Origin of the sequence: Roseobacter sp. HKCCA0434, from assembly GCF_032464675.1 — a bacterium.
Classification (GTDB): Bacteria; Pseudomonadota; Alphaproteobacteria; order Rhodobacterales; family Rhodobacteraceae; genus Pontivivens.
Map to the genome: position 1 here is coordinate 351,082 of NZ_JAWDKL010000001.1, position 19,060 is coordinate 370,141.

Consider the following 19,060-nt stretch of genomic DNA (forward strand, 5'->3'; position numbering starts at 1 on the left):
GCGGATCCGAGCCGAAGCCGTCGCCCATCGTCGGGCCTTATGCGATCAGCCGAACCACCGCCTTCTCGGTGGCACTCAACGCGCCATCGCCCAGCGGCGGGCCGTCGAGCTTTCGCCGTCCCGGCCAGCGCCCGGCCTCGAAGGCGTCGATCACCGCCGGGTGGATATAGCTCGACCGCGCCACCGCCCGCGTGTTGCCGAGCGCCTCGGCCGCATGATCGACCCCCTCCAGCACGCTCTCCGCTCCGCGTGCCAGCCGGTCGGCGCAAAGCACCGTACCCGCCCAGGTGCGGAAGATCTTGGCGGTGAGCTCCGCGCCCGTGACCTCCTGCAGCCACGCGTTCACATGCTCGGACTTCACGTCATGCACGCCGTCCTCGTCCTCCCACTGGAACAGGTCCTGTCCCGGCAAGTCGCTCAACTTGCGCACCAGCCCGGTTACCCGACCGTCGTCCAGCTTGAAGTCGCGCAGCTGCCCCGACTTGCCCTTGAAGCGGAACCGCACGCTGCGCCCGTTCGCCTGCACATGCTCGGGCCGCAGGGTGGTCAGTCCGAAACTGCCGTTCTCGCGTGTGTAGGCCTCGTTGCCGATGCGGATATGCGCCCTTTCGAGCAGATAGACGACCGTGGCGAGAACCCGGTCCCGGCCAAGATTGCGACGCCGCATCTCCTGCGCGACATGCGCGCGCAGGTCCGGCAGCATCCGCGAGAACGCCACCAGCTCGGAGAATTTCTGCTCGGTCTGCGCCGCGTGCCAGTCGGGGTGATAGCGGTACTGCTTGCGGCCCTTCACGTCGCGGCCCGTCGCCTGCAGATGCCCGTCCGCCGTGCGGCAGATCCAGACATCGTCATAGGCGGGCGGGATGGCGAGCGAGGCGATCCGCGCCTTCACCGCCGGATCGCGCACCAATGTGCCTTCGTCGTAATAGGCGAAGCCCCGCCCTGCCCGCCTGCGGCTCAGCCCCGGTTCGCTATCGTTGACGTGACGCAATCTCATGAAGGCGAAAGTCCGCACGGGGGCGTCGGGTTCCCGGCATGCCCTGCGACCGATCGCGCCTCAGCGCACCCGCCCGGACCGCCCGCCGCGACGGCGCGCGGTGGCGGTGCCGCGCCCCTCGATCAAGACGGCGCTCATCGGGTGATCGGGCTGGCGGGACGTATGGCGCGCGATGAGACGCTCCAGTTTCGCCTCCAGCTCCGGCCCTGCCTCCCCCAGCGCCCAGTCGAAGAAGATCGAGCGGCAATCCTCCGACCCGATCTCCATGCGGTACGCCTCGGCGATCAGGCCGCGCGGGTCGTCGTTGTTGGCGTCTGTAAGTGGCATTTCACTACCTATTGACGGCTGCTAGCGTCGAATCCAGCGCCCCCGCCAGAACGGCCACGTCGGATGCGATGGAGATATCGGTCATGCCCAGTTCGACAAGGGCCTCGACATTCCCCGCGGGGAAAAGGACCGAACCGGACCTTTTTCCGGCGGCCGTCGCCGCGCGCGCGATCTCGCGGGCCGCGTCGAGCACTTCGGGCGCATCCTTGGAAAGGCCCGAGCTCGCCGCGAAATCGGCGGGGCCGAGGAACAGCATGTCGACGCCAGGCGTCGCGGCGATGGCATCGACCTCGGCGAGGGCCTGCGGCGTCTCGATCTGGACGATCAGCTCATGCGCGCCGGGCCAGTCGGCGGCGTAGGCTGCCGCATCGCGTCCCCAGCGCGCGGCGCGGATCACGCTCTGCGCCTCGCCGCGCGATCCGGCGGGGGCGTAGTGAAAGAAGCGGACTGCCGCGGCGGCCTCCTCGGCGCTTTTGATATTCGGGACCATCACGGACTGCGCGCCGGTGTCGAGCGCGCGCTTGATCCAGCCTTCGTCGAGATCCGGCACGCGCAGCATGGTCCGCGTCCCGCGCAGGGCCATCATCATCACGCTCGCCGTCTCGATCCCGATCGGTCCGTGCTCGCAGTCAATCAGTGCCCAGTCGAAGCCGGTCTGGCCGACGATCTCGGCGACATGGGGGCTGGGAATGTCGAGCCAGCAGCCTAGTCGGGTGTCCATCGGGTGTCCTCCTCGCCGGCGACGATTGCCCAAGCGTCAGGCAAGCGCAAGTCAGGCCGCGGCAAGCCGTGCGGCAGCGGCGACCATCAGTGCATGGCGCCGGGCGATCGCATCGGGGTCGGGGCCGTAGCCGCCGCCGATCACGCCCACCACGGGGATGTCGCGCGCCCGCGCCTCCCCCAGCACCAACGCGTCGCGCGCCGAAAGCCCGTCGTCGCTGAGCGACAGCCGCCCCAGCCGGTCGTCCTCATGCGGATCGACGCCCGCGTTGTAGAAGACGATCTGCGGGCGCACCCGGTCCCAGAGCGGGGCAAGCACCTCGCGCAGCACTTCGAGATAGGCCGCATCCCGCAGCCCGTCGGGCAGGCCGAAATCGAGATCGGAGCGTGCCTTGCGCGCCGGGTAGTTCTTCTCGGCGTGCAGCGACAGCGTGAAGACCGACGCGTCGCCCTCGAAGATCCGCGCGGTGCCGTCCCCTTGGTGCACGTCGCAATCGACGACGAGGATCCGCGAAAGCTGCCCCTCGCCCACCAGCGCGCGCGCGGCGATGGCCACGTCGTTGAATACGCAGAACCCCGCCCCCTTGCCCGGCCCGGCATGGTGAGAGCCGCCCGCGAGATTGACCGCGATACCATGCTCGATGGCGAGCCGGGCGGCGAGCGTGGTGCCCGCGCTTGCCAGCCGCGCGCGGCGCAGCACCGCCGGGGTCTGAGGCAGGCCGATCTCGCGCACCTCTGCCTCGGTCAGTCGGGCGGTGAAGGCGCGGTGGGTGTAGTCCCAGCCATGCGCCGCGGCGACCTGACCCTCGCTCGCGGGGGCGGGAGCGATGTAGCCGCCGGTCGGCGGCAGCAGGCGCTGCCGGATCAGCTCCGCCCGCAGGTAGCCGTATTTCGACATTGGGAAGCGGTGGTTGGGCCGCAGCAGGGCCATGTAATCGGGGTGGTAGACGATGGGCAGGCTCATTGCGGCAGGTGGCCGTCGATCAGCCGGGCCGCCGCGCGCGCGCAATCGGCGAGTTGCGCCTGCAACGTCACCAGATCGGGCTCGTGCACATGCTGCAGCAGAACCTCGGAGAAGCCGGGACCGGCCTCGATCGGATCGTGGCCCGGCTCCAGCGCCACGCGCGCGATGGCCTGCACGCAGCGCATCAGATTGCGCGCGTCGGACAGCGTTTCCGCGTCATCGTCCGACAGCCAGCCGACCTCGCGCAGCGCCGCGACGGTTGGCGCCGAGGCGCCCGACAGCAGGTGGCCCATCTGCAGGTAGAGGTCGATGTCGAGCAGGCGGCCGGGGCCCTCCTTCACCTCCCACGGGCCCGATCCGGGCTTGGCCAGCGCCAGTCGGCGGCGCATGTCGGCGGTGTCGCGGCGCACCGTCTGCGCATCGCGCGGCAGGGCCAAGACCTCGGCCACGGCCTTCGCGATGCGCGTCTGCAGCTCGGGATCGCCCGCGACGGGGCGGGCGCGGGTCAGGGCGAGATGCTCCCAGGTCCACGCCTCCTCGGCCTGATAGGTGCGGAAGGCCGACAGCGCGGTCGCAACCGGGCCCTGACGGCCCGAGGGGCGCAGCCGCATGTCGACCTCGTAGAGCATCCCCTGCGCCATCGGCGCGCTCAGCGCCGTGACCAGCCGCTTGGTCAGACGCGCGAAATATTGCGAGGCGGCAAGGGGTTTGGGGCCGTCGCTCATCTCCTCGCGCGGGGCGTCGTAGAGCAGGATGAGATCGAGGTCGGAGCGGGCCGTCATCTCGCCCGAGCCGAGCTTGCCCATGCCCAGCACCGCAAGCCCGTCACCGGGGGGCGGCCCGTGGCGGATCGCCTGCTCGGCCACGACCACCGGCAGCAGCGCGTCGAGACAGGCGGCGGCGAGGTCCGAATAAGCGCGCTCCGCCACCTGCGCATCGGCCAGTCCGCGCAGAAGATGCACGCCGATGCGGAAATGCACCTCCTTTTGCCAGCGGCGGGCGGCGTCGAGCTTCGCCTCGTAATCCTCCTCCGCCGCCAACGTCGCCGCAAGCTCGTCCTGCAGGGCCGGGCGCTCCGGCAGATCGTGGAAGAAACTGCGATCGAGCACGGCATCGAGCACGTCGGAATTGCGCCCCAGATGCCGCGCGAGCCGGGGGGCGGCGGCGCAGATCTCGGCCAGCAGGTCCTGCAGCGCCGGGTTCGCCTCGAACAGGGAGAAGACCTGCACGCCCGCGGGCAGCCCGCGCAGGAAGGCGTCGAACTGCACGAGGGCCGCATGCGGATCGGCCGCCTGCCCCAGCCGCGCGAGGATGCCGGGGGCGAGCTCGTGGAACAGCGCCTCGGCACGGGGCGAGCGCAGGGCCGGCAGGCCGGGCCAGCTGTCGGTGATGGCGCGGGTCTCGGGCGTGTGGACGAAGGGCTCGACCTTCTCCTCCGCCGCCGCCGTCTCGGGCATGGCGATGTGGTGCACCTCGGCCAGCCGATCGGCCAGCGCGTCGAGCATCGGGCCGGGCGCGTCGTAGCCCGAAAGCGCCGCCAGCCTGTCGAGCGCGTCGTCGTTCTGCGGCATGGCCTGCGTTTGCGCATCCTCCAGCATCTGGATGCGGTGCTCCATGTCGCGCAGCGCGGGATAATGGCGGGCGAGCCTGTCCGCGTCGGCGCGGGTCACATGGCCCGCACCGACCAGCGCCTCGAGCGCGTCGAGCGTCGCGCGGCAGCGCAGGGCGGGGTCGCGCCCCCCGGCGATCAGCTGGCGGGTCTGGGCGAAGAACTCGATCTCGCGGATGCCGCCGCGGCCCAGCTTCACGTCGTGATCGCGCGGGTCGATCGGCCCGGCCAGTCCCTTGTGATCGCGGATGCGGTGCATCATGTCCGTCACGTCGCGGATGGCGGCGAAATCGAGATGCCGCCGCCAGATGAAGGGCGCGAGCCGGTCGAGGAATGCATCGCCCGCCGCAAGATCCCCGGCGGCGGGGCGTGCCTTGATATAGGCCGCCCGCTCCCATGTCCGGCCCTGGCTCTCGTAATAGCGTTCCGCCGCGTCCATGCCGATGCAGACAGGCGTGGTTGAGGGATCGGGCCGCAGCCGCAGATCGGTGCGGAAGACGTAGCCCTCCGCCGTCATGCCGCCGATCATCTGCGCGAGGTCGCGGGTGACGCGGATCAGGGTCGCGCGGGCTTCGGCGAAATCGGACGGATCGTGGCGGTCCTCGTCGATCAGGCAGACGAGGTCGATATCGGAGGAGTAGTTCAGCTCTCCCGCGCCCAGCTTGCCCATCGCGAGGACGACGTAGCCGGGGTCGTCCGGCAGCTTGCCGCGCGCGACCTGCCGCGCGATCAGATGGTCGGTGGCATGGGCGAGCGCGGCGTCGGCAAAGCGGCTGAGAGCCTGCGTCACCTGCATGGTGGGCCACAGCCCGCCCAGATCGGCGAGCGCGGTCATCAGGCCGACGCGGCGCTTGGCCTGCCGCAACGCCGTCGCGGGATCGCCCTCGAATTGCGTGCAGAGCGTGTCGAGCGTCCGCTCCAGCGGGGCCTCGGCGATAGAGGCGAGCCAGTCGCCCTCCTTGCGCATCAGGCGCGCGATGTGATGCGAGCTGCCCGCCGCGCCCGTGATCAAGTCGGCGAGCGGGCCGGAGAACCCGGAGGCGGCCTCGCGGCCCGCCTGTGGATCGACGGCGCGCGGGACGCGGGTGATCCCGTGGAAACCCGTCATCTCGGGCGGGCCAGCAGTGCGGGAATGCCGAAGGTCAGGTTGGCGGCGATCAGCGCCAGCAGCCAGGCCATCGCGGGGCCGAGATCGGTCAGCTCGGGCGCGGGGGCGAGGCCGATGCGCAGGAGGATCGGGACCAGCACGGCGAGGATCGCGACATCGGCAAGCACCAGCGCCGCCGTGGCAAGCCAGAAGACGAGCCGGTTTCCGCCCATCCGGCCTCGCTCGACCGTCACGGCCACCGGCCTCGGGTCGGAAGGTTTCGGGCCGAGGCCCGGTTCGACGCGGTTCTTCATCCTCAAGCCTCCCCTTGCCTTTCGGAACCTACTGCGCGGGTTCGTCCTGTCGAGGGGGCGCGCATGACGAACCGCTCTAGCTGCTGGCCATCGCGGCTGACGACCTCGCGCCGCTCCACCTGCCAGCCGTGCCGTTCGAGGAAGGGCCGCGCGTGGCGACTCGCCTGAGTCCAGCGGGCGCGCGGGGTGAAGTGGTCGAGCAGGCGCGCGGCGGTGCCCTGCCCCTGGCGATCCGGTGCGACGAAGAGATGGTCGAGCAGCCCGTCATCAGGCCGTAGCGAGGCGAAGCCGGTCAGGCGCCCGCCGACCTCGGCCACGACGACATCCAGCCCAACGAAACGCTGGGTCCAGTCCTCGGCGGAAAGCGGCGCGGGCCCGGCCCACGCACGGCGCTCGGCCTCCGAGTAGCGCGTCGCGCCTTCGGTCACCGCGTTGAAGAACAGGGATGCGATGGCGTCGAGATCGCCGGGCCGGATCGGGCGCAGATCGTCGCTCACCGGCCCTTGTAATCCGGCTTGCGCTTTTCGAGGAAGGCGGTGACGCCTTCCGCGAAATCGCGCGTCTGGCCGGCCTCGCCCTGCAGCTTCGCCTCCAGGTCGAGTTGCGCGCCCAGATCGTTGTCGTAGCTTTGCCGCAGCGCCTGCTTGATGCGCGCGTAGGCCTGCGTCGGGCCGGTGGCGAGCTGCCGGGCACGCTCGGCGATATGCTTCTCGAACTCCGCATCCGGGATCGCCGCCCAGATCATGCCCCAGTCATCGGCCTGCCGCGCCGTGATCTTTTCGGCGAAGAGGGCCGCGCCCATCGCCTTGGCGAACCCCATCTGGCGCGGCAACCAGTAGGTACCGCCCGCATCCGGGATCAGGCCGATCCGGCTGAAGGCCTGCAGGAAATAGGCGCTCTCGGACGCGATCACCACATCGGCGGCCAGCGCGAGGTTGGCCCCGGCCCCCGCCGCCGGGCCGTTCACGGCGCTGAGCGTCGGCACGGGGCAGTCATAGATCGCGCGCAGCATCGGCTCGTACTCGTCGCGCAGCGTCAGCTCCAGATTCAAAGAGGCGCCGCGCCGGTCGGCGAGGTCCTGACCCGAGCAGAAGCCGCGCCCCGCGCCGGTCAGCACCACGGCCCGCGCTTCCGATCCGGCGAGTTTCACCGCCTGCGTGATCTCGGCGCGCATCTGGCCGTTGAGACCGTTCATCACCTCGGGGCGGTTGAGGGTGATCGTCGCGACCCCGTCTTCGAGATCGTAGAGGATGTGCTGGTAGTCCATCGGACCCTCCGGAGGCAGGCTGCGTGACCCCGGCACAGTATCCGCCGGGCCGGTCGCCGCAAGGCGGAACGTCCCGTCGCGGGCCTCAGTCGCGGGTCAGCGCGTCGAGCTCCGCCCGCTCCTCCGCCGTCAGGGGCGCAGTCTCGACCGGGGTGGCCCGGCGCCTGCGGACGAGAACGATTCCGGCCAGCAGAAGGATTAGAGGTCCGGCGGCCCAGAGCAGCAGGTTCACCCCGCCGACGCGCGGCTGCATCAGCACGTAGTCGCCGTATCGCGCGACGAAGAAGTCGCGGACCTCCGCATCGCTGCGCCCCTCGGCGATCAACTCGCGCACCAGCACCCGCGCATCCGCCGCCCAGTCGGCATTGGAGGAGGCGATGCTCTCGGATCGGCAGAGCACGCAGCGCAGTTCCTCGTCCAGCGCCTGCGCGCGGGACTCCAGTACGGGGTCGGACAGCATCTCGTCGGGCTGCACCGCCTGCGCGGCGAGCGGCCAGAGAAGTGCGAGGATCAGGACGAGCCGCCTCATTCCGCAGGCACCGCGACGGCCCGGCGGGACGCGGCCCCGACCCGGTAGCGCCGGTCCGACAGCGACAGGCAGCCGCCGAGCGACATGATGATCGCGCCCGCCCAGATCCAGTTGGCGAAGGGCTTGATCCAGGTCCACATGGCCCACCGCCCGTCGGGCTGCCGGTCGCCGAGGCTGACATAGAGGTCGCGCAGCACGCCCGACTGGATCCCGGCCTCGGTCGTGGGCATCCGCTGCACGGGGTAGAACCGTTTCTCGGGGTTCAGCACGGCGACCACCGCCCCGCCCTTGCGCACCGTGACCGTGCCGTAATTCGTCAGGTAGTTCGGGCCGCGCCCCTCGCGCACATCCTCCAGCAGGAAGGTGTAGCCGCCCAGCTCGAAGCTCTCGCCCACGGCGATGGTGCGGATGTCCTCCCGCTCCCACGCGGTCAGCGCCGCGATACCGAAGATCAGGATTCCGAGGCCCGAATGCGACACCGCCTTGCCCCATTCCGAGCGCGGCAGTCCCGCCAGCCGCGCGCGCTGCGTGGCGAAGGGCGCCCGCCAGCCGCCGGCCTTCTGCGCGAGGTCGGCGAGCGCCCCGAGGATGATCCACGCGGCCAGCACCGCGCCGATCGGCGCCATCATCCGCCCTCCGGTCTGCACGCTCCACACCAGCGCACCGAGCGCCACGGACAGCGCCAGCACACCCCAGAGCGGCCGCATCGTGCGGTCGAGCCGCGCGCGTTTCCACGGCAGCATCGCGCCGATGGGCAGCGCCATCGCCAACGCGATCATGAAGGGGGTGAAGGTGATGTCGAAGAAGGGCGGGCCGACCGACACCTTCTCCCCCGTCAGGGCCTCGGCGATCAGCGGCCACATCGTGCCGATGAACACCACGGCACAGGACACGGCCAGCAGCAGGTTGTTGAGCACAAGCCCGCTCTCGCGGCTGACCGTGGCGAAGGCTGTGGTCGCGCGCAGCCGGTCGGCGCGCAGGGCATAGAGCGTCAGTCCGCCCCCGATGGCGATCATCAGGATCATCAGGATGAACACGCCGCGTGTGGGATCCGTCGCGAAGGCATGCACGCTGGTCAGCACGCCCGAGCGCACGATGAACGTCCCGATCAGCGAGAAGGAGAAGGCGAGGATGGCCAGGAGGATCGTCCAGCTCTTGAGCGTGTCGCGCTTCTCCACCACGATGGCCGAGTGTAGCAGCGCCGCCGACAGAAGCCAGGGCATGAAGCTCGCATTCTCCACCGGATCCCAGAACCACCAGCCGCCCCAGCCGAGTTCGTAATAGGCCCACCAAGAGCCGAGCGCGATGCCGATGGTCAGCATGATCCAGGCCAGCAGCGCCCAGGGCCGTACCCAGCGCGCCCAAGCGGCATCGACCCGCCCCTCGATCAGCGCGGCGATGGCGAAGCTGAACGTCATCGAAAGCCCGACATAGCCCAGATAGAGAAACGGCGGATGGAAGGCGAGGCCGGGATCCTGCAGCAGCGGGTTCAGATCGTTGCCGTCCATCGGCGGAATATCGAGCCGTGCGAACGGGTTGGAGGTGAACAGCAGGAAGGCGAGGAACGCCACCCCCACCGCCGCCTGAACCGACAGCACCCGCGCGCGCAGCCGGTCCGGCAGGCCCTGCCCGAACAGCGGCACCATCGCGCCGAACAGGGCGAGGATCAGCACCCACAGCAGCAGCGAGCCCTCGTGGTTCCCCCAGGTGCCGGTGACCTTGTAGAGCATCGGCTTGGCGGAGTGGGAGTTCTCCGCCACGACCTGCAGCGAGAAATCGGAGGTGACGAAGCCGTAGGTCAACGCCGCGAAGGCGAAGGCGATCAGCGCGAACTGGACGCCCGCCGCACTCCCGGCGAAACGCATCCATCCGTACCAGCCCCGCGCCGCCCCGACCGCCGGCACCGCGGTCTGTGCGATGGCGATCATCAGGGCGAAGATCAGGGCGAGATGTCCCAGTTCGGCAATCATCGTGTCCTCCGGCAAGTGGCGCCGATCATAGTGGACGGGCGCGCCGCCGCAACGCGGAACCCGCGCGGCGCGACGCGAGGCCGCGACGGGTTTACCGGATCTTCAGATCTCGCGCCGAGGCTGCGCGAGGGGAGGATTGCGATGCTAGACACGGATCATAGGACGGAAGATCGGATCGCCGGGCGGTTCGAGGCGATCATGTCGCACCTGCCGGGCCTGCTCTATCGCTGTGACAGTACCGAGGGCTATCCGCTCAGCTGGATCGGCGGGCAGGTGCGCGAACTGACGGAGTACACGCCGCGCGAACTGGTCGAGAACCGGCACGGCGAATGGAGCGACCTGTTCCACGAGGAGGATTTCGAAGCGGCTGCCGCCGAGGTTCAGCGCGCGGTGGCCGAGCGGCGGCCGTGGCAGGTCTCGTTGCGTTTGCGCTCGAAATCGGGGCGTGTGCGCTGGGTCCAGGGCTTCGGCGCCGCCGTGCATCGCGACGGCGCGGGGGAGCCCGAGGCGCTGGAGGGCGTGATGATCGACGTGACCCGCCATGCGGAGGCGAAGCTGGACTGGCAGCGTGCGGCCGAGGTCGCGCAGGCGCGCAATGCCAAGATCGTGGCGGCAACGGCGGACATGCTCGAAACGCTGCAATCGCTGAGCGTGCTGTCGATCAACGCGTCGATCGAGGCTGCGCGCGCGGGCGAGAACGGCCGTGGTTTCAACGTTGTCGCGCAGGAGATGAACAGGCTGGCCGCACGGGCCGAGGACACGGCGACCGCCATCCGCAAGGCGACGGACGGGAGCGGCCATGTCGAGACCGGCGCGCTCCGATCGCGCGTCGGAAACGGCTCGTTGGCCCAGCGGCAGCAGCCCGACGGGCCTGCAGAGCACGAAGCGATGCCGTCCCACGACACCGCGCCCGCCGATTGAAAGGATCTGTCTCCATGTCGAACCGCCCGCACGTCGCATGGCGCCGAAAGGAGTTCCGCCCGGCAGCGCCCTTGCAAGACGTCGCCGGGCGGTCCCGGTTCGCGGGGGCGGGATCAGAACACTCCTTCTGAAACCCGCGAACCCATACGGGCCGCATGCGGCCCGTATTCCGCATCTGGTCAGTTGCCGATCGACACGCCGATCCCGCCGACGCTCACATCGAGGCTGCCGCCGGACGACCCACTCCCGGAGGAATCGTTGCTATTCGATGACCCACCAGACGTCGCGACGTCCACATCGACATCGTCGTCTCCGCTGGAGCCACCCGTGGTCGCGACATCCGCGTCGATCGTATCGTCTCCATCGGACCCACCGGCGCCGAGCGCATCGACATCCACCAGCGATTCGCTGTCATCATTCGAGCTCTGCCCCACGTTCACGTCGACGAGGTTCGAGCTGCCGCCGCCTTGGGTTCCCACATCGACATTGGCGAGCCCGTCACCGTCGAGTGCGCCAACCTCGACGCCGAGACCGCTATCGGTTCCGGGGCCGCTGCCACCGCTGCCGCCAACGGCGACGTCCAGGCTCACCGTTCCGGAGCCCGAGCCGCTACCGCCCGAGCCGCCACCGACGGCCACGTCGACACCGGCGCCGCCCGATCCACTGCCGACATAACCGCCGCCACCGGAGCCCGCACCGCCGGACCCACCGGAGAAGTCGATGACAACGTCACCGTTCTCATCGACCGACACATTGCCTGCACCAGAGCCAGCAAGTCGGTCGTCTTCGGAGACGAAACTGGGAGTTTCGGGAAACAGCGCGCACTGCGCTTCGATCTCATCATCGACGATCGCCGGGTCGAGATCCACGACGGTGTCGCAGAACCGGGGCAATACCTGGGCAAAGGTCGTTGTCGCAAGCATGGTCGAACCGATCACGCCAACTGTAAGTGTCTTCATATTCATGACTATCCTCCGTTCGTTCAGGAGGAATGTCCATGATCCCGCATAGCATTAACCAATCTGTAGCGCAGAAGGTTTCACTGCGGCACGCCGAATTGACTAAATTTTTTGCAATTTTCGACTTGGCCTAGAAGTGAATTGCCTTGCCATAGGCGTCCAGAACGCTCTCGTGCATCATCTCGCTGAGCGTCGGGTGCGGGAAGACGGTGTGCATCAGGTCCTCTTCCGTGGTCTCGAGCTGCCGCCCGACCACGTAGCCCTGGATCAACTCGGTCACCTCGGCCCCCACCATGTGCGCGCCGAGCAATTCCCCGGTCTTGGCGTCGAACACGGTCTTCACCATGCCCTCCTGCTCTCCGAGTGCGATGGCCTTGCCATTGCCGATGAACGGGAAGTGGCCGACCTTGACCTCGTAGCCCAGTTCCTTGGCCTTCGCCTCCGAATATCCGACCGAGGCGACCTGCGGATGGCAATAGGTGCAGCCGGCAATGCTCTCGGGCTTGACGGGGTGGACGTCGTGACCGGCGATCTTTTCCGCAACCATGACGCCTTCGTGGCTGGCCTTGTGGGCGAGCCAGGGCGCACCCGCGATGTCGCCGATCGCCCACAGGCCGTCGACGCCGGTACGGCAATATTCGTCGGTCACGACATGGGTCCGGTCGACCTTCACCCCCATCTCCTCAAGCCCGAGGCCCTCGACATTGCCGACGATCCCCACGGCGGAGATCACGGTGTCGAAATCCAGCTTCTCGACCTTGCCGTTCGCCTCGACATGCGCCGTGACCTTGCCCTTGCCGCGGTCGAGCTGCTTGACCATGGCCTTTTCCATGATCTTCATGCCCTGCTTGACGAACTGCTTCTTGGCGAAGGCGGAGATCTCCGCATCCTCGACCGGCAGCACGCTGTCCATGACCTCGACCACGGTCGTGTCGCAGCCCAGCGTGTTGTAGAAGCTGGCGAACTCGATACCGATGGCCCCCGATCCGATCACGAGCAGTTTCTTCGGCATCCTGGGCGGCTTCAGCGCATGCTTGTAGGTCCAGACCAGATCGCCATCGGCCTCCAGCCCCGGCAGCTCGCGTGCGCGCGCGCCGGTGGCGAGGATGACGTCCTTGGCGGTCAGTTCCTCCGTGCCCTTGTCGGTCTCGACGGACACCTTGCCCTTGCCGGTCAGGCGCGCCTTGCCCATCACGACCGCGACCTTGTTCTTCTTGAGCAGGTGGCCGACGCCGCCCGACAGCTGCTTGGCGACCTTGCGCGAGCGGTCGACCACGGCGTCGAGATCGTAATCGATCCCGTCGGCCTTCAGCCCGAATTCCTTGGCGCGGTGCATCAGGTGGAAGACTTCGGAGGAGCGCAGCATCGCCTTGGTCGGGATGCAGCCCCAGTTGAGGCAGATGCCGCCGAGATGCTCCCGCTCCACCACCACGGTCTTGAGGCCGAGCTGCGCGGCACGGATCGCGGCGACATATCCGCCTGGGCCGGCACCGATGACGATCAGGTCGTAATTCGTGGCCATCTCAGCCTCCTGCAAAAGTAGTTTGAAGCCTAACTATCCCGAAACTGCCGCAACGGCAACTCACGCGGCCTGCAATTCGCGCACGACCCCGCCATAGCCGCCATCGGCCATGAAGTTCCGTTCTGCCTCCGTCGTCTGGCGGCCGAGGTCCTCGTTGCGATGCGGGAAGCGTCCGAACCGGCGGATGACCTCGCGATGCGCGCGGGCATGTAGCAGGTTTTCCTCCGCCTGTGGCATCTTCAACAAAAACTGGCGGACGCATTTCTCCTGCCAGCTGATGTTCTCCGCATGCATCATCGGCAGGTAGAAGAATTGCCGCTGCGGCCCCTCGATGCGGCAATCGTAGCCGAGGTTCACGGTGCGCAGCGCGACAGCGCATGCCATGCGGTCGGTCGAGAAGGCGCGCCCCCTCCCCCGGAACATGTTGCGCGGGAACTGATCGGTCAGGATCAACAGGGCGAGCGCGCTGCGGGGATGCAGCATCCAGTTGCACTTCTCGCCCCGACGGGCCTGCGACCACAGACCCTCGAACTTGTGCCGGATTTTGGCATCGAGCGCGTCGTCCTGCTTGTACCAGCCTTCCGGCCCGACCTCCTCGATCCAGAAGTCCAATATGCGCGTGACGTCCGCGTCCTGCATCGCACCCTCCCCGTGTCGACTCACCCGTGCCCGCGCGCGGGTCTTATCGGACGTTACGTCAGAATTGGGGGGCAGCGTCCACCCCCGCTGGTGCAACGCGGCGTTGCGCCGGAGGGTTGCGCGCCGCTATCAAGGGCGAAAGGGGGATCGCCAGTGGACTTCTTCGGCCTGCCCGAGTTCTTCGAGGAGTTCGTGCCGCTGGCGCGCAACTTCCTCGTCACCATGAGCCAGCCGACGCGGCTGTGGCAGTTGGTCGTCATCGCGGTGGCCTTCGTGATCGGCTGGCTGGTCGAACGCTGGATCACGCCGCGCTTCAACCGCTGGATGCGCGGGCTGACGCTGACCACGCGCAGGGCGCGGCTGCTGATCCTGATCCGGGAGCGGATCCGCTGGCTGGTGCCGATGGTGCTGCTGTGGCTCGTCGGGATCGTGATGCTGGAGGTGACCTGGCCCTCGCGCTCCTACCTCATCCTGTTCGCCGCGCGGCTGGTCACCGCGCTCGTCGTCATCTCGATCCTGTCGCGGCTGATCCGCAACCGCCCCTTGCGAAAGATCGTGCGCTGGGGGGCCTGGATCGCGGTCACGCTGTGGATGATCGGCTATTTCGACGAGACCATCACCTTGCTCGACCGGGCCTCGATCAATATCGGCGAGTTCCGGTTGTCGCTGCTGCTGGTGTTGCAGGCGCTGATCAGCGTGGGCCTGACCATCTTCGTGGCGAGCTGGCTTTCGGGCGAGGCGCGCACTCGCCTGATGCGCAACGAGGATCTGTCGCCCTCGATGCGCGTGCTCAGCGAGAAGGCCGTGACGGTCCTGCTCTACGCCTTGGCGCTGGTGGTGGGGCTGCAGGTCATCGGCTTCGACCTCAGCTCGCTGACGCTGCTGTCGGGGGCCATCGGCATCGGCATCGGTTTCGGTTTGCAAAAGGTCGTGTCGAACCTGATCTCGGGCGTGATCCTGCTGCTCGACAAGTCGATCAAGCCCGGGGACGTCATCAGCCTCGGCGACACGTTCGGCTGGATCAGCGGGCTGGGCGCGCGCTATGTCTCGGTCGTGACGCGCGACGGGCGCGAATACCTGATCCCGAACGAGGATCTGATCACCGGACAGGTGGTCAACTGGTCCCATTCGTCCAAGCTGGTGCGGCTCGACATCCATTTCGGCGTGGCCTACGACGCCGATCCCCATGCCGTGCGCAGGATCGCGATCGAGGCGACGGCGGCGGTAAAGCGGGTGCAGGCCTCCCCGGCCCCGGTCTGCCACATCACCGGCTTCGGCGACAGCTCGGTCGACTACATCCTGCGTTTCTGGATCGACGATCCGTCCGGCGGGCTGACGAACATTCGCGGCAACGTGTTCCTGGCGCTGTGGGATGCGCTGCAGGAAAACCAGATCGAGATCCCGTTCCCCCGCCGCGACGTGACGATCCGCAGCGGCGACCTCGCCATCCATCGCGGCGAGGACGACGCGGGTTAGGCGTCGCGATCCTCGCGCAGCGGGCGATCCGCCAGATGCCGCACCACGCCGTGCAGCGTGCGTGTGTCGGTCTCGGTCAGCGGCAGGCGGTGCATCAGGTTCACCAGATTCGCGCGCATCGAGGCCGCCTTGTGCTCCGGCCAGAAGAATCGCCGCGCGTCCAGCGCCGCGATCAGCCGGTCGAGCAGGCGGTCCACCTCGCCCCCCTCGGCCAGACGCGCGCCCGCCATCTCCAGCACTTCCGCCGGGGCCTCAGCATGGCCGCGCGACCACTCGTAAGCGGTCAGCAGCACGCATTGCGCGAGGTTGAGAGAGGGAAACTCCGGGTTCACCGGCACGGTGATCAGCGCGTCGGCCCGGATCACGTCCTCGTTCTCCAGCCCCGCGCGCTCCGGCCCGAACAGCACGCCGACTTTCTGCCCGGCCTCGGTCAGGGCACGGGCATGCTGCATCGCGCGCTCGGGCGTCATCACCGTCTTGGTGAGGTCCCGGCTGCGCGCGGTGGTGGCGAAGACGTAGTTGAGATCAGCGCAGGCCTCCCCCAGATCGTCGCGCACCATCGCGGAGTCGAGCACGCGTCCCGCGCCGCTCGCCAGTGCCACCGCCCGCTCGTTCGGCCAACCGTCGCGGGGGGCCACGACACGCATGTGGTCGAGACCGAAATTCAGCATGGCCCGCGCGGCGGCACCGATATTCTCGCCCATCTGCGGGCGCACGAGGATGATGGCGGGGCCGGTCATCGTCTTATCCACTTCCTTGATTGCGCGGCGGGTTTAGCGTGCGCCCCACACGGTCGCAATGGCCGCCCTCTCCGCATACATCGGCATACCGGCCTTTCCTTTGCGTCACCCCTCCGCTATGTAGCGGCCCGACGGAGAACCCCGCCATTTGGAGGCACCCCCATGTCGAAGATCAAAGTCGAGAACCCGGTCGTCGAACTCGACGGCGACGAGATGACCCGGATCATGTGGTCCTTCATCAAGGACAAGCTGATCCTGCCCTATCTCGACATCGACCTGAAATATTACGATCTCGGCATCGAGGAGCGGGACCGCACCGACGACCAGATCACGGTCGATGCGGCCCACGCGATCAAGGAGCACGGGGTCGGCGTCAAATGCGCGACGATCACGCCGGACGAGGGCCGGGTCGAGGAGTTCGGACTGAAGCGGATGTACCGCTCCCCGAACGGCACGATCCGCAACATCTTGGGCGGCGTCATCTTCCGCGAGCCGATCATCTGCTCGAACGTGCCGCGACTGGTGCCCGGCTGGACGCAGCCGATCGTCGTCGGCCGTCACGCTTACGGTGACCAGTACCGCGCCACCGATTTCCGCTTTCCGGGGGCGGGCAAGCTGACGATCAAGTTCGTCGGCGAGGATGGCGAGACCATCGAGAAGGAGGTGTTCGACGCGCCCTCCTCCGGCGTCACGATGGCGATGTACAATCTCGACGACTCGATCCGCGACTTCGCGCGGGCCTCGCTGAACTACGGGCTGTCTCGCGGCTGGCCGGTGTACCTCTCCACCAAGAACACGATCCTCAAGGCCTATGACGGGCGCTTCAAGGACATCTTCCAGGAGATCTACGAGGCCGAGTTCGAGGAGCAGTTCCGCAAGATCGGCATCGAGTACCAGCACCGTCTGATCGACGACATGGTCGCCTGCGCGATGAAGTGGTCGGGCGGATATGTCTGGGCGTGCAAGAACTACGACGGCGACGTGCAATCGGACACGGTCGCGCAGGGGTTCGGCAGCCTCGGCCTGATGACCTCGCAGCTCATGACACCGGACGGAAAGATCGTGGAGGCAGAGGCCGCGCACGGCACCGTCACGCGCCACTACCGCCAGCATCAGGCGGGCAAGCAGACCTCGACCAACTCGATCGCCTCGATCTTCGCCTGGACCGGCGGGCTGAAGCACCGCGCGAAGCTCGACGGAAACGAGCCGCTGCGCAACTTCGCCGAAACGATGGAGCGCGTGGTGGTCGAGACGGTTGAATCCGGCGACATGACCAAGGACCTCGCCCTGCTAGTCGGACCGGATCAGAAATGGCTGACCACGATGGGCTTCCTCGAGAAGATCGACGAGAACCTGAACCGCGCGCTTGCGGGCTGATTTCGGCAAGGGCCCGCAATCGCGGGCCTTTTCCTTTCCCGCGAATGGGTGCAGGATCGCGGGATGCGGTACATCCTCTCCCTCGTCGCCCTGACCCTGCTCGCCTCCTGCGCCTCGCTCAGCGAGGATGAATGCCGTCTGGGCGACTGGCGCAGCATCGGATTCGAGGACGGCTCGAAGGGCCTGCAGCCCGATTTCGTCGCCAACCATCGCGAGGCCTGTGCCGAGTTCGGGGTCAGCCCCGACCTCAACGCCTACCTTGCCGGACGCGAGCTCGGCCTGCGCGAATATTGCGTGCCGATCCGGGCCTACCGCCTGGGGCGCGAAGGCCGCCCGATCTCGAATGTCTGCCCCGCCACGATCGAGCCGGTCCTGCGCGACGCCAATGCGCATGGCCGAGAATACTTCCGGCTGTCAGGCGAGATCCGCGCGCTGGAGCGGGAGATCGCCGAGCTGCGCTCCTCTGCCGTTGCCCCCGATGCCCCGAATGCCGGCACGATCAACGGCTCGCTCAACAGCTCGATCCTCAGCGCGCAATCCCGCATCAACATCCTGCGTGCACGGCGGCTGATCTACGCAAGCTGGCCCTGAGGCGCGAGCACCATCCGCGTCAGATCGCGGCCAGAACAGATAACGGCCTCGCCCTCCGCCACAGGCCGCCATCCGGCATCGCCGGTCTCCAACGGCTCGGACACCAGAGAGGTGCCACGCGCACAGCTGCGGATATAGAGGCTGGGCGCCTTGCCGTCGCTCGACAGGCGCAGCCCGATCAGGCGCGTGCCGTCGGCCAGCGCCACCGTCATGCGGATGCGCCCTGCCCCCATCGCGCGCAGCCGGTCGACCGCCCGCAACAGCGCCGCGACCGGATCCGTCTCCAGCCCCTCGGCTGCGGCCAGCAGGAACAGCGCCTCGCTGTCGGTGGTCCCACGCCGCGCGGCGTAGAGATCGGGACGGATCGCCGCGTCCACCTTCTGCCGGATCGCGTCGAACCCGCCGATCTGTCCGTTATGCATGAAGCACCAGCGGCCCAGCACGAAGGGATGCGCGTTCTCGCGGCTGACCGGCGCGCCGGTGCCGGCCCGCACATGGGCGAGAAACAGCGGCGAGGCGACCTGCTCCGCCATCGCGCGCAGGTTCGGATCGGACCAGGCCGGATGCACGTCGCGATACTGCCCCGGCCAGGGCCGCGCGCCATACCAGGCGAGGCCGAACCCATCGGCGTTCACATCCGTCTTCGCCTCGCTGGCGTGTCGCGACTGGTGGATCAGGCTGTTGGCCGGGGCGCTGAGCAATTCTTCCAGATAGATCGGCTGCCCGATCCAGGCCGCCCATCGACACATCAGCGCCCCCGGTTCGCGATCAGCCCGTGCAACCGCATCACGATGCGCCCCGCGGTCTTCTCGAAGAAGGCGGGGATCAGCGCATGCACGAAGGCGGCCCCGGCCGCGCAGGCGAGCAGCCCGGCAAAGCGCAGCGCGAACAGCAGATGCTCGAAATAGGTCTCCTCGACCTCGCGGGGATGGTGCAGGAACAGCTTGGCAATCATGTCGGTCTCCCTTTTCGGAACAGGATGACCGATAGCGTGGGACATGTGTTCCCAATCTGGGGCGACTCGTGCTCTTATTCCGAGATCGCATCCCAC

At 68.1% G+C, this 19,060-nt stretch carries 20 protein-coding genes; 4 read left to right on the forward strand and 16 right to left on the reverse strand.

Features of this window, described 5'->3' with window-relative positions; all coding sequences use genetic code 11:
* Positions 1 to 37: 37 nt before the first annotated feature.
* The 10 genes from RX333_RS01750 to RX333_RS01795 all read right to left on the reverse strand — a co-directional run bounded on the left by RX333_RS01750 (position 38) and on the right by RX333_RS01795 (position 9,784).
* Positions 38 to 997, reverse strand: a complete 960-nt coding sequence (locus RX333_RS01750; protein WP_316013188.1) for a DNA topoisomerase IB — start codon at positions 995 to 997, stop codon at positions 38 to 40.
* A 60-nt stretch (positions 998 to 1,057) separates the two neighbouring features.
* Positions 1,058 to 1,324, reverse strand: coding sequence for a hypothetical protein (locus RX333_RS01755; RefSeq protein ID WP_316013189.1), 267 nt, complete (start codon positions 1,322 to 1,324; stop codon positions 1,058 to 1,060).
* A gap of 4 nt (positions 1,325 to 1,328) precedes the next feature.
* Positions 1,329 to 2,045 (reverse strand): HpcH/HpaI aldolase family protein, encoded by a 717-nt coding sequence (locus RX333_RS01760; RefSeq protein ID WP_316013190.1) that lies wholly within the window; start codon positions 2,043 to 2,045, stop codon positions 1,329 to 1,331.
* Positions 2,046 to 2,096: 51 nt separating this feature from the next.
* On the reverse strand, positions 2,097 to 3,008 hold the full coding sequence (locus RX333_RS01765; protein WP_316013191.1) for a histone deacetylase: 912 nt from the start codon (positions 3,006 to 3,008) through the stop codon (positions 2,097 to 2,099).
* The gene (locus RX333_RS01770) at positions 3,005 to 5,725 is read right to left on the reverse strand and encodes a glutamine-synthetase adenylyltransferase (protein WP_316013192.1); all 2,721 of its coding nucleotides are present in this window, start codon (positions 5,723 to 5,725) and stop codon (positions 3,005 to 3,007) included. The genes RX333_RS01765 and RX333_RS01770 overlap by 4 nt, the downstream gene beginning before the upstream one ends.
* The gene (locus RX333_RS01775) at positions 5,722 to 6,018 is read right to left on the reverse strand and encodes a hypothetical protein (RefSeq protein WP_316013193.1); all 297 of its coding nucleotides are present in this window, start codon (positions 6,016 to 6,018) and stop codon (positions 5,722 to 5,724) included. Before RX333_RS01775 ends, RX333_RS01770 begins: the two co-directional genes overlap by 4 nt.
* A gap of 2 nt (positions 6,019 to 6,020) precedes the next feature.
* Complete coding sequence (locus tag RX333_RS01780; RefSeq protein WP_316013194.1) at positions 6,021 to 6,515, reverse strand: GNAT family N-acetyltransferase; 495 nt, start codon at positions 6,513 to 6,515, stop codon at positions 6,021 to 6,023.
* A complete protein-coding gene (locus tag RX333_RS01785) occupies positions 6,512 to 7,285 on the reverse strand; it encodes an enoyl-CoA hydratase-related protein (protein ID WP_316013195.1) in 774 nt (257 codons plus the stop codon). The genes RX333_RS01780 and RX333_RS01785 overlap by 4 nt, the downstream gene beginning before the upstream one ends.
* Positions 7,286 to 7,370: 85 nt before the next feature.
* Positions 7,371 to 7,814: a cytochrome c-type biogenesis protein gene (locus RX333_RS01790; protein ID WP_316013196.1), complete on the reverse strand. Its 444-nt coding sequence runs from the start codon at positions 7,812 to 7,814 to the stop codon at positions 7,371 to 7,373.
* Positions 7,811 to 9,784 carry a heme lyase CcmF/NrfE family subunit gene (locus RX333_RS01795; protein WP_316013197.1) on the reverse strand — a complete coding sequence of 658 codons (1,974 nt, stop codon included), beginning with the start codon at positions 9,782 to 9,784 and terminating at the stop codon, positions 7,811 to 7,813. The genes RX333_RS01790 and RX333_RS01795 overlap by 4 nt, the downstream gene beginning before the upstream one ends.
* Positions 9,785 to 9,925: 141 nt before the next feature.
* Here RX333_RS01795 and RX333_RS01800 point away from each other — a divergent pair, with 141 nt between their 5' ends.
* Positions 9,926 to 10,705: a PAS domain-containing protein gene (locus RX333_RS01800; protein ID WP_316013198.1), complete on the forward strand. Its 780-nt coding sequence runs from the start codon at positions 9,926 to 9,928 to the stop codon at positions 10,703 to 10,705.
* A gap of 179 nt (positions 10,706 to 10,884) precedes the next feature.
* Here RX333_RS01800 and RX333_RS01805 read toward each other — a convergent pair whose 3' ends face one another.
* The 3 genes from RX333_RS01805 to RX333_RS01815 all read right to left on the reverse strand — a co-directional run bounded on the left by RX333_RS01805 (position 10,885) and on the right by RX333_RS01815 (position 13,825).
* Positions 10,885 to 11,670, reverse strand: a complete 786-nt coding sequence (locus RX333_RS01805; RefSeq protein ID WP_316013199.1) for a hypothetical protein — start codon at positions 11,668 to 11,670, stop codon at positions 10,885 to 10,887.
* A gap of 124 nt (positions 11,671 to 11,794) precedes the next feature.
* Positions 11,795 to 13,186 (reverse strand): dihydrolipoyl dehydrogenase, encoded by a 1,392-nt coding sequence (gene lpdA, locus RX333_RS01810; RefSeq protein WP_316013200.1) that lies wholly within the window; start codon positions 13,184 to 13,186, stop codon positions 11,795 to 11,797.
* 60 nt (positions 13,187 to 13,246) lie between these two features.
* Complete coding sequence (locus RX333_RS01815) at positions 13,247 to 13,825, reverse strand: DUF924 family protein (protein ID WP_316013201.1); 579 nt, start codon at positions 13,823 to 13,825, stop codon at positions 13,247 to 13,249.
* A 153-nt stretch (positions 13,826 to 13,978) separates the two neighbouring features.
* Here RX333_RS01815 and RX333_RS01820 point away from each other — a divergent pair, with 153 nt between their 5' ends.
* Positions 13,979 to 15,301, forward strand: a complete 1,323-nt coding sequence (locus tag RX333_RS01820) for a mechanosensitive ion channel family protein (protein ID WP_316013202.1) — start codon at positions 13,979 to 13,981, stop codon at positions 15,299 to 15,301.
* Here the strand turns inward: RX333_RS01820 and RX333_RS01825 are convergent.
* A complete protein-coding gene (locus RX333_RS01825; RefSeq protein ID WP_316013203.1) occupies positions 15,298 to 16,041 on the reverse strand; it encodes an RNA methyltransferase in 744 nt (247 codons plus the stop codon). The two genes, RX333_RS01820 and RX333_RS01825, sit on opposite strands and share 4 nt — an antisense overlap.
* A 162-nt stretch (positions 16,042 to 16,203) precedes the next feature.
* Here RX333_RS01825 and RX333_RS01830 point away from each other — a divergent pair, with 162 nt between their 5' ends.
* Together RX333_RS01830 and RX333_RS01835 are read left to right on the forward strand one after the other, a co-directional pair.
* Entirely contained in the window at positions 16,204 to 17,418 is a 1,215-nt protein-coding gene (locus RX333_RS01830) for an NADP-dependent isocitrate dehydrogenase (protein WP_316013204.1), read from the forward strand.
* Between the two features lie 63 nt (positions 17,419 to 17,481).
* Positions 17,482 to 18,009 (forward strand): DUF2799 domain-containing protein, encoded by a 528-nt coding sequence (locus tag RX333_RS01835; protein ID WP_316013205.1) that lies wholly within the window; start codon positions 17,482 to 17,484, stop codon positions 18,007 to 18,009.
* Here RX333_RS01835 and RX333_RS01840 read toward each other — a convergent pair.
* Complete coding sequence (locus RX333_RS01840; RefSeq protein ID WP_316013206.1) at positions 17,991 to 18,758, reverse strand: class II glutamine amidotransferase; 768 nt, start codon at positions 18,756 to 18,758, stop codon at positions 17,991 to 17,993. The two genes, RX333_RS01835 and RX333_RS01840, sit on opposite strands and share 19 nt — an antisense overlap.
* Positions 18,758 to 18,964 (reverse strand): DUF6356 family protein, encoded by a 207-nt coding sequence (locus tag RX333_RS01845; RefSeq protein WP_316013207.1) that lies wholly within the window; start codon positions 18,962 to 18,964, stop codon positions 18,758 to 18,760. The genes RX333_RS01840 and RX333_RS01845 overlap by 1 nt, the downstream gene beginning before the upstream one ends.
* Positions 18,965 to 19,060 lie beyond the last annotated feature (96 nt).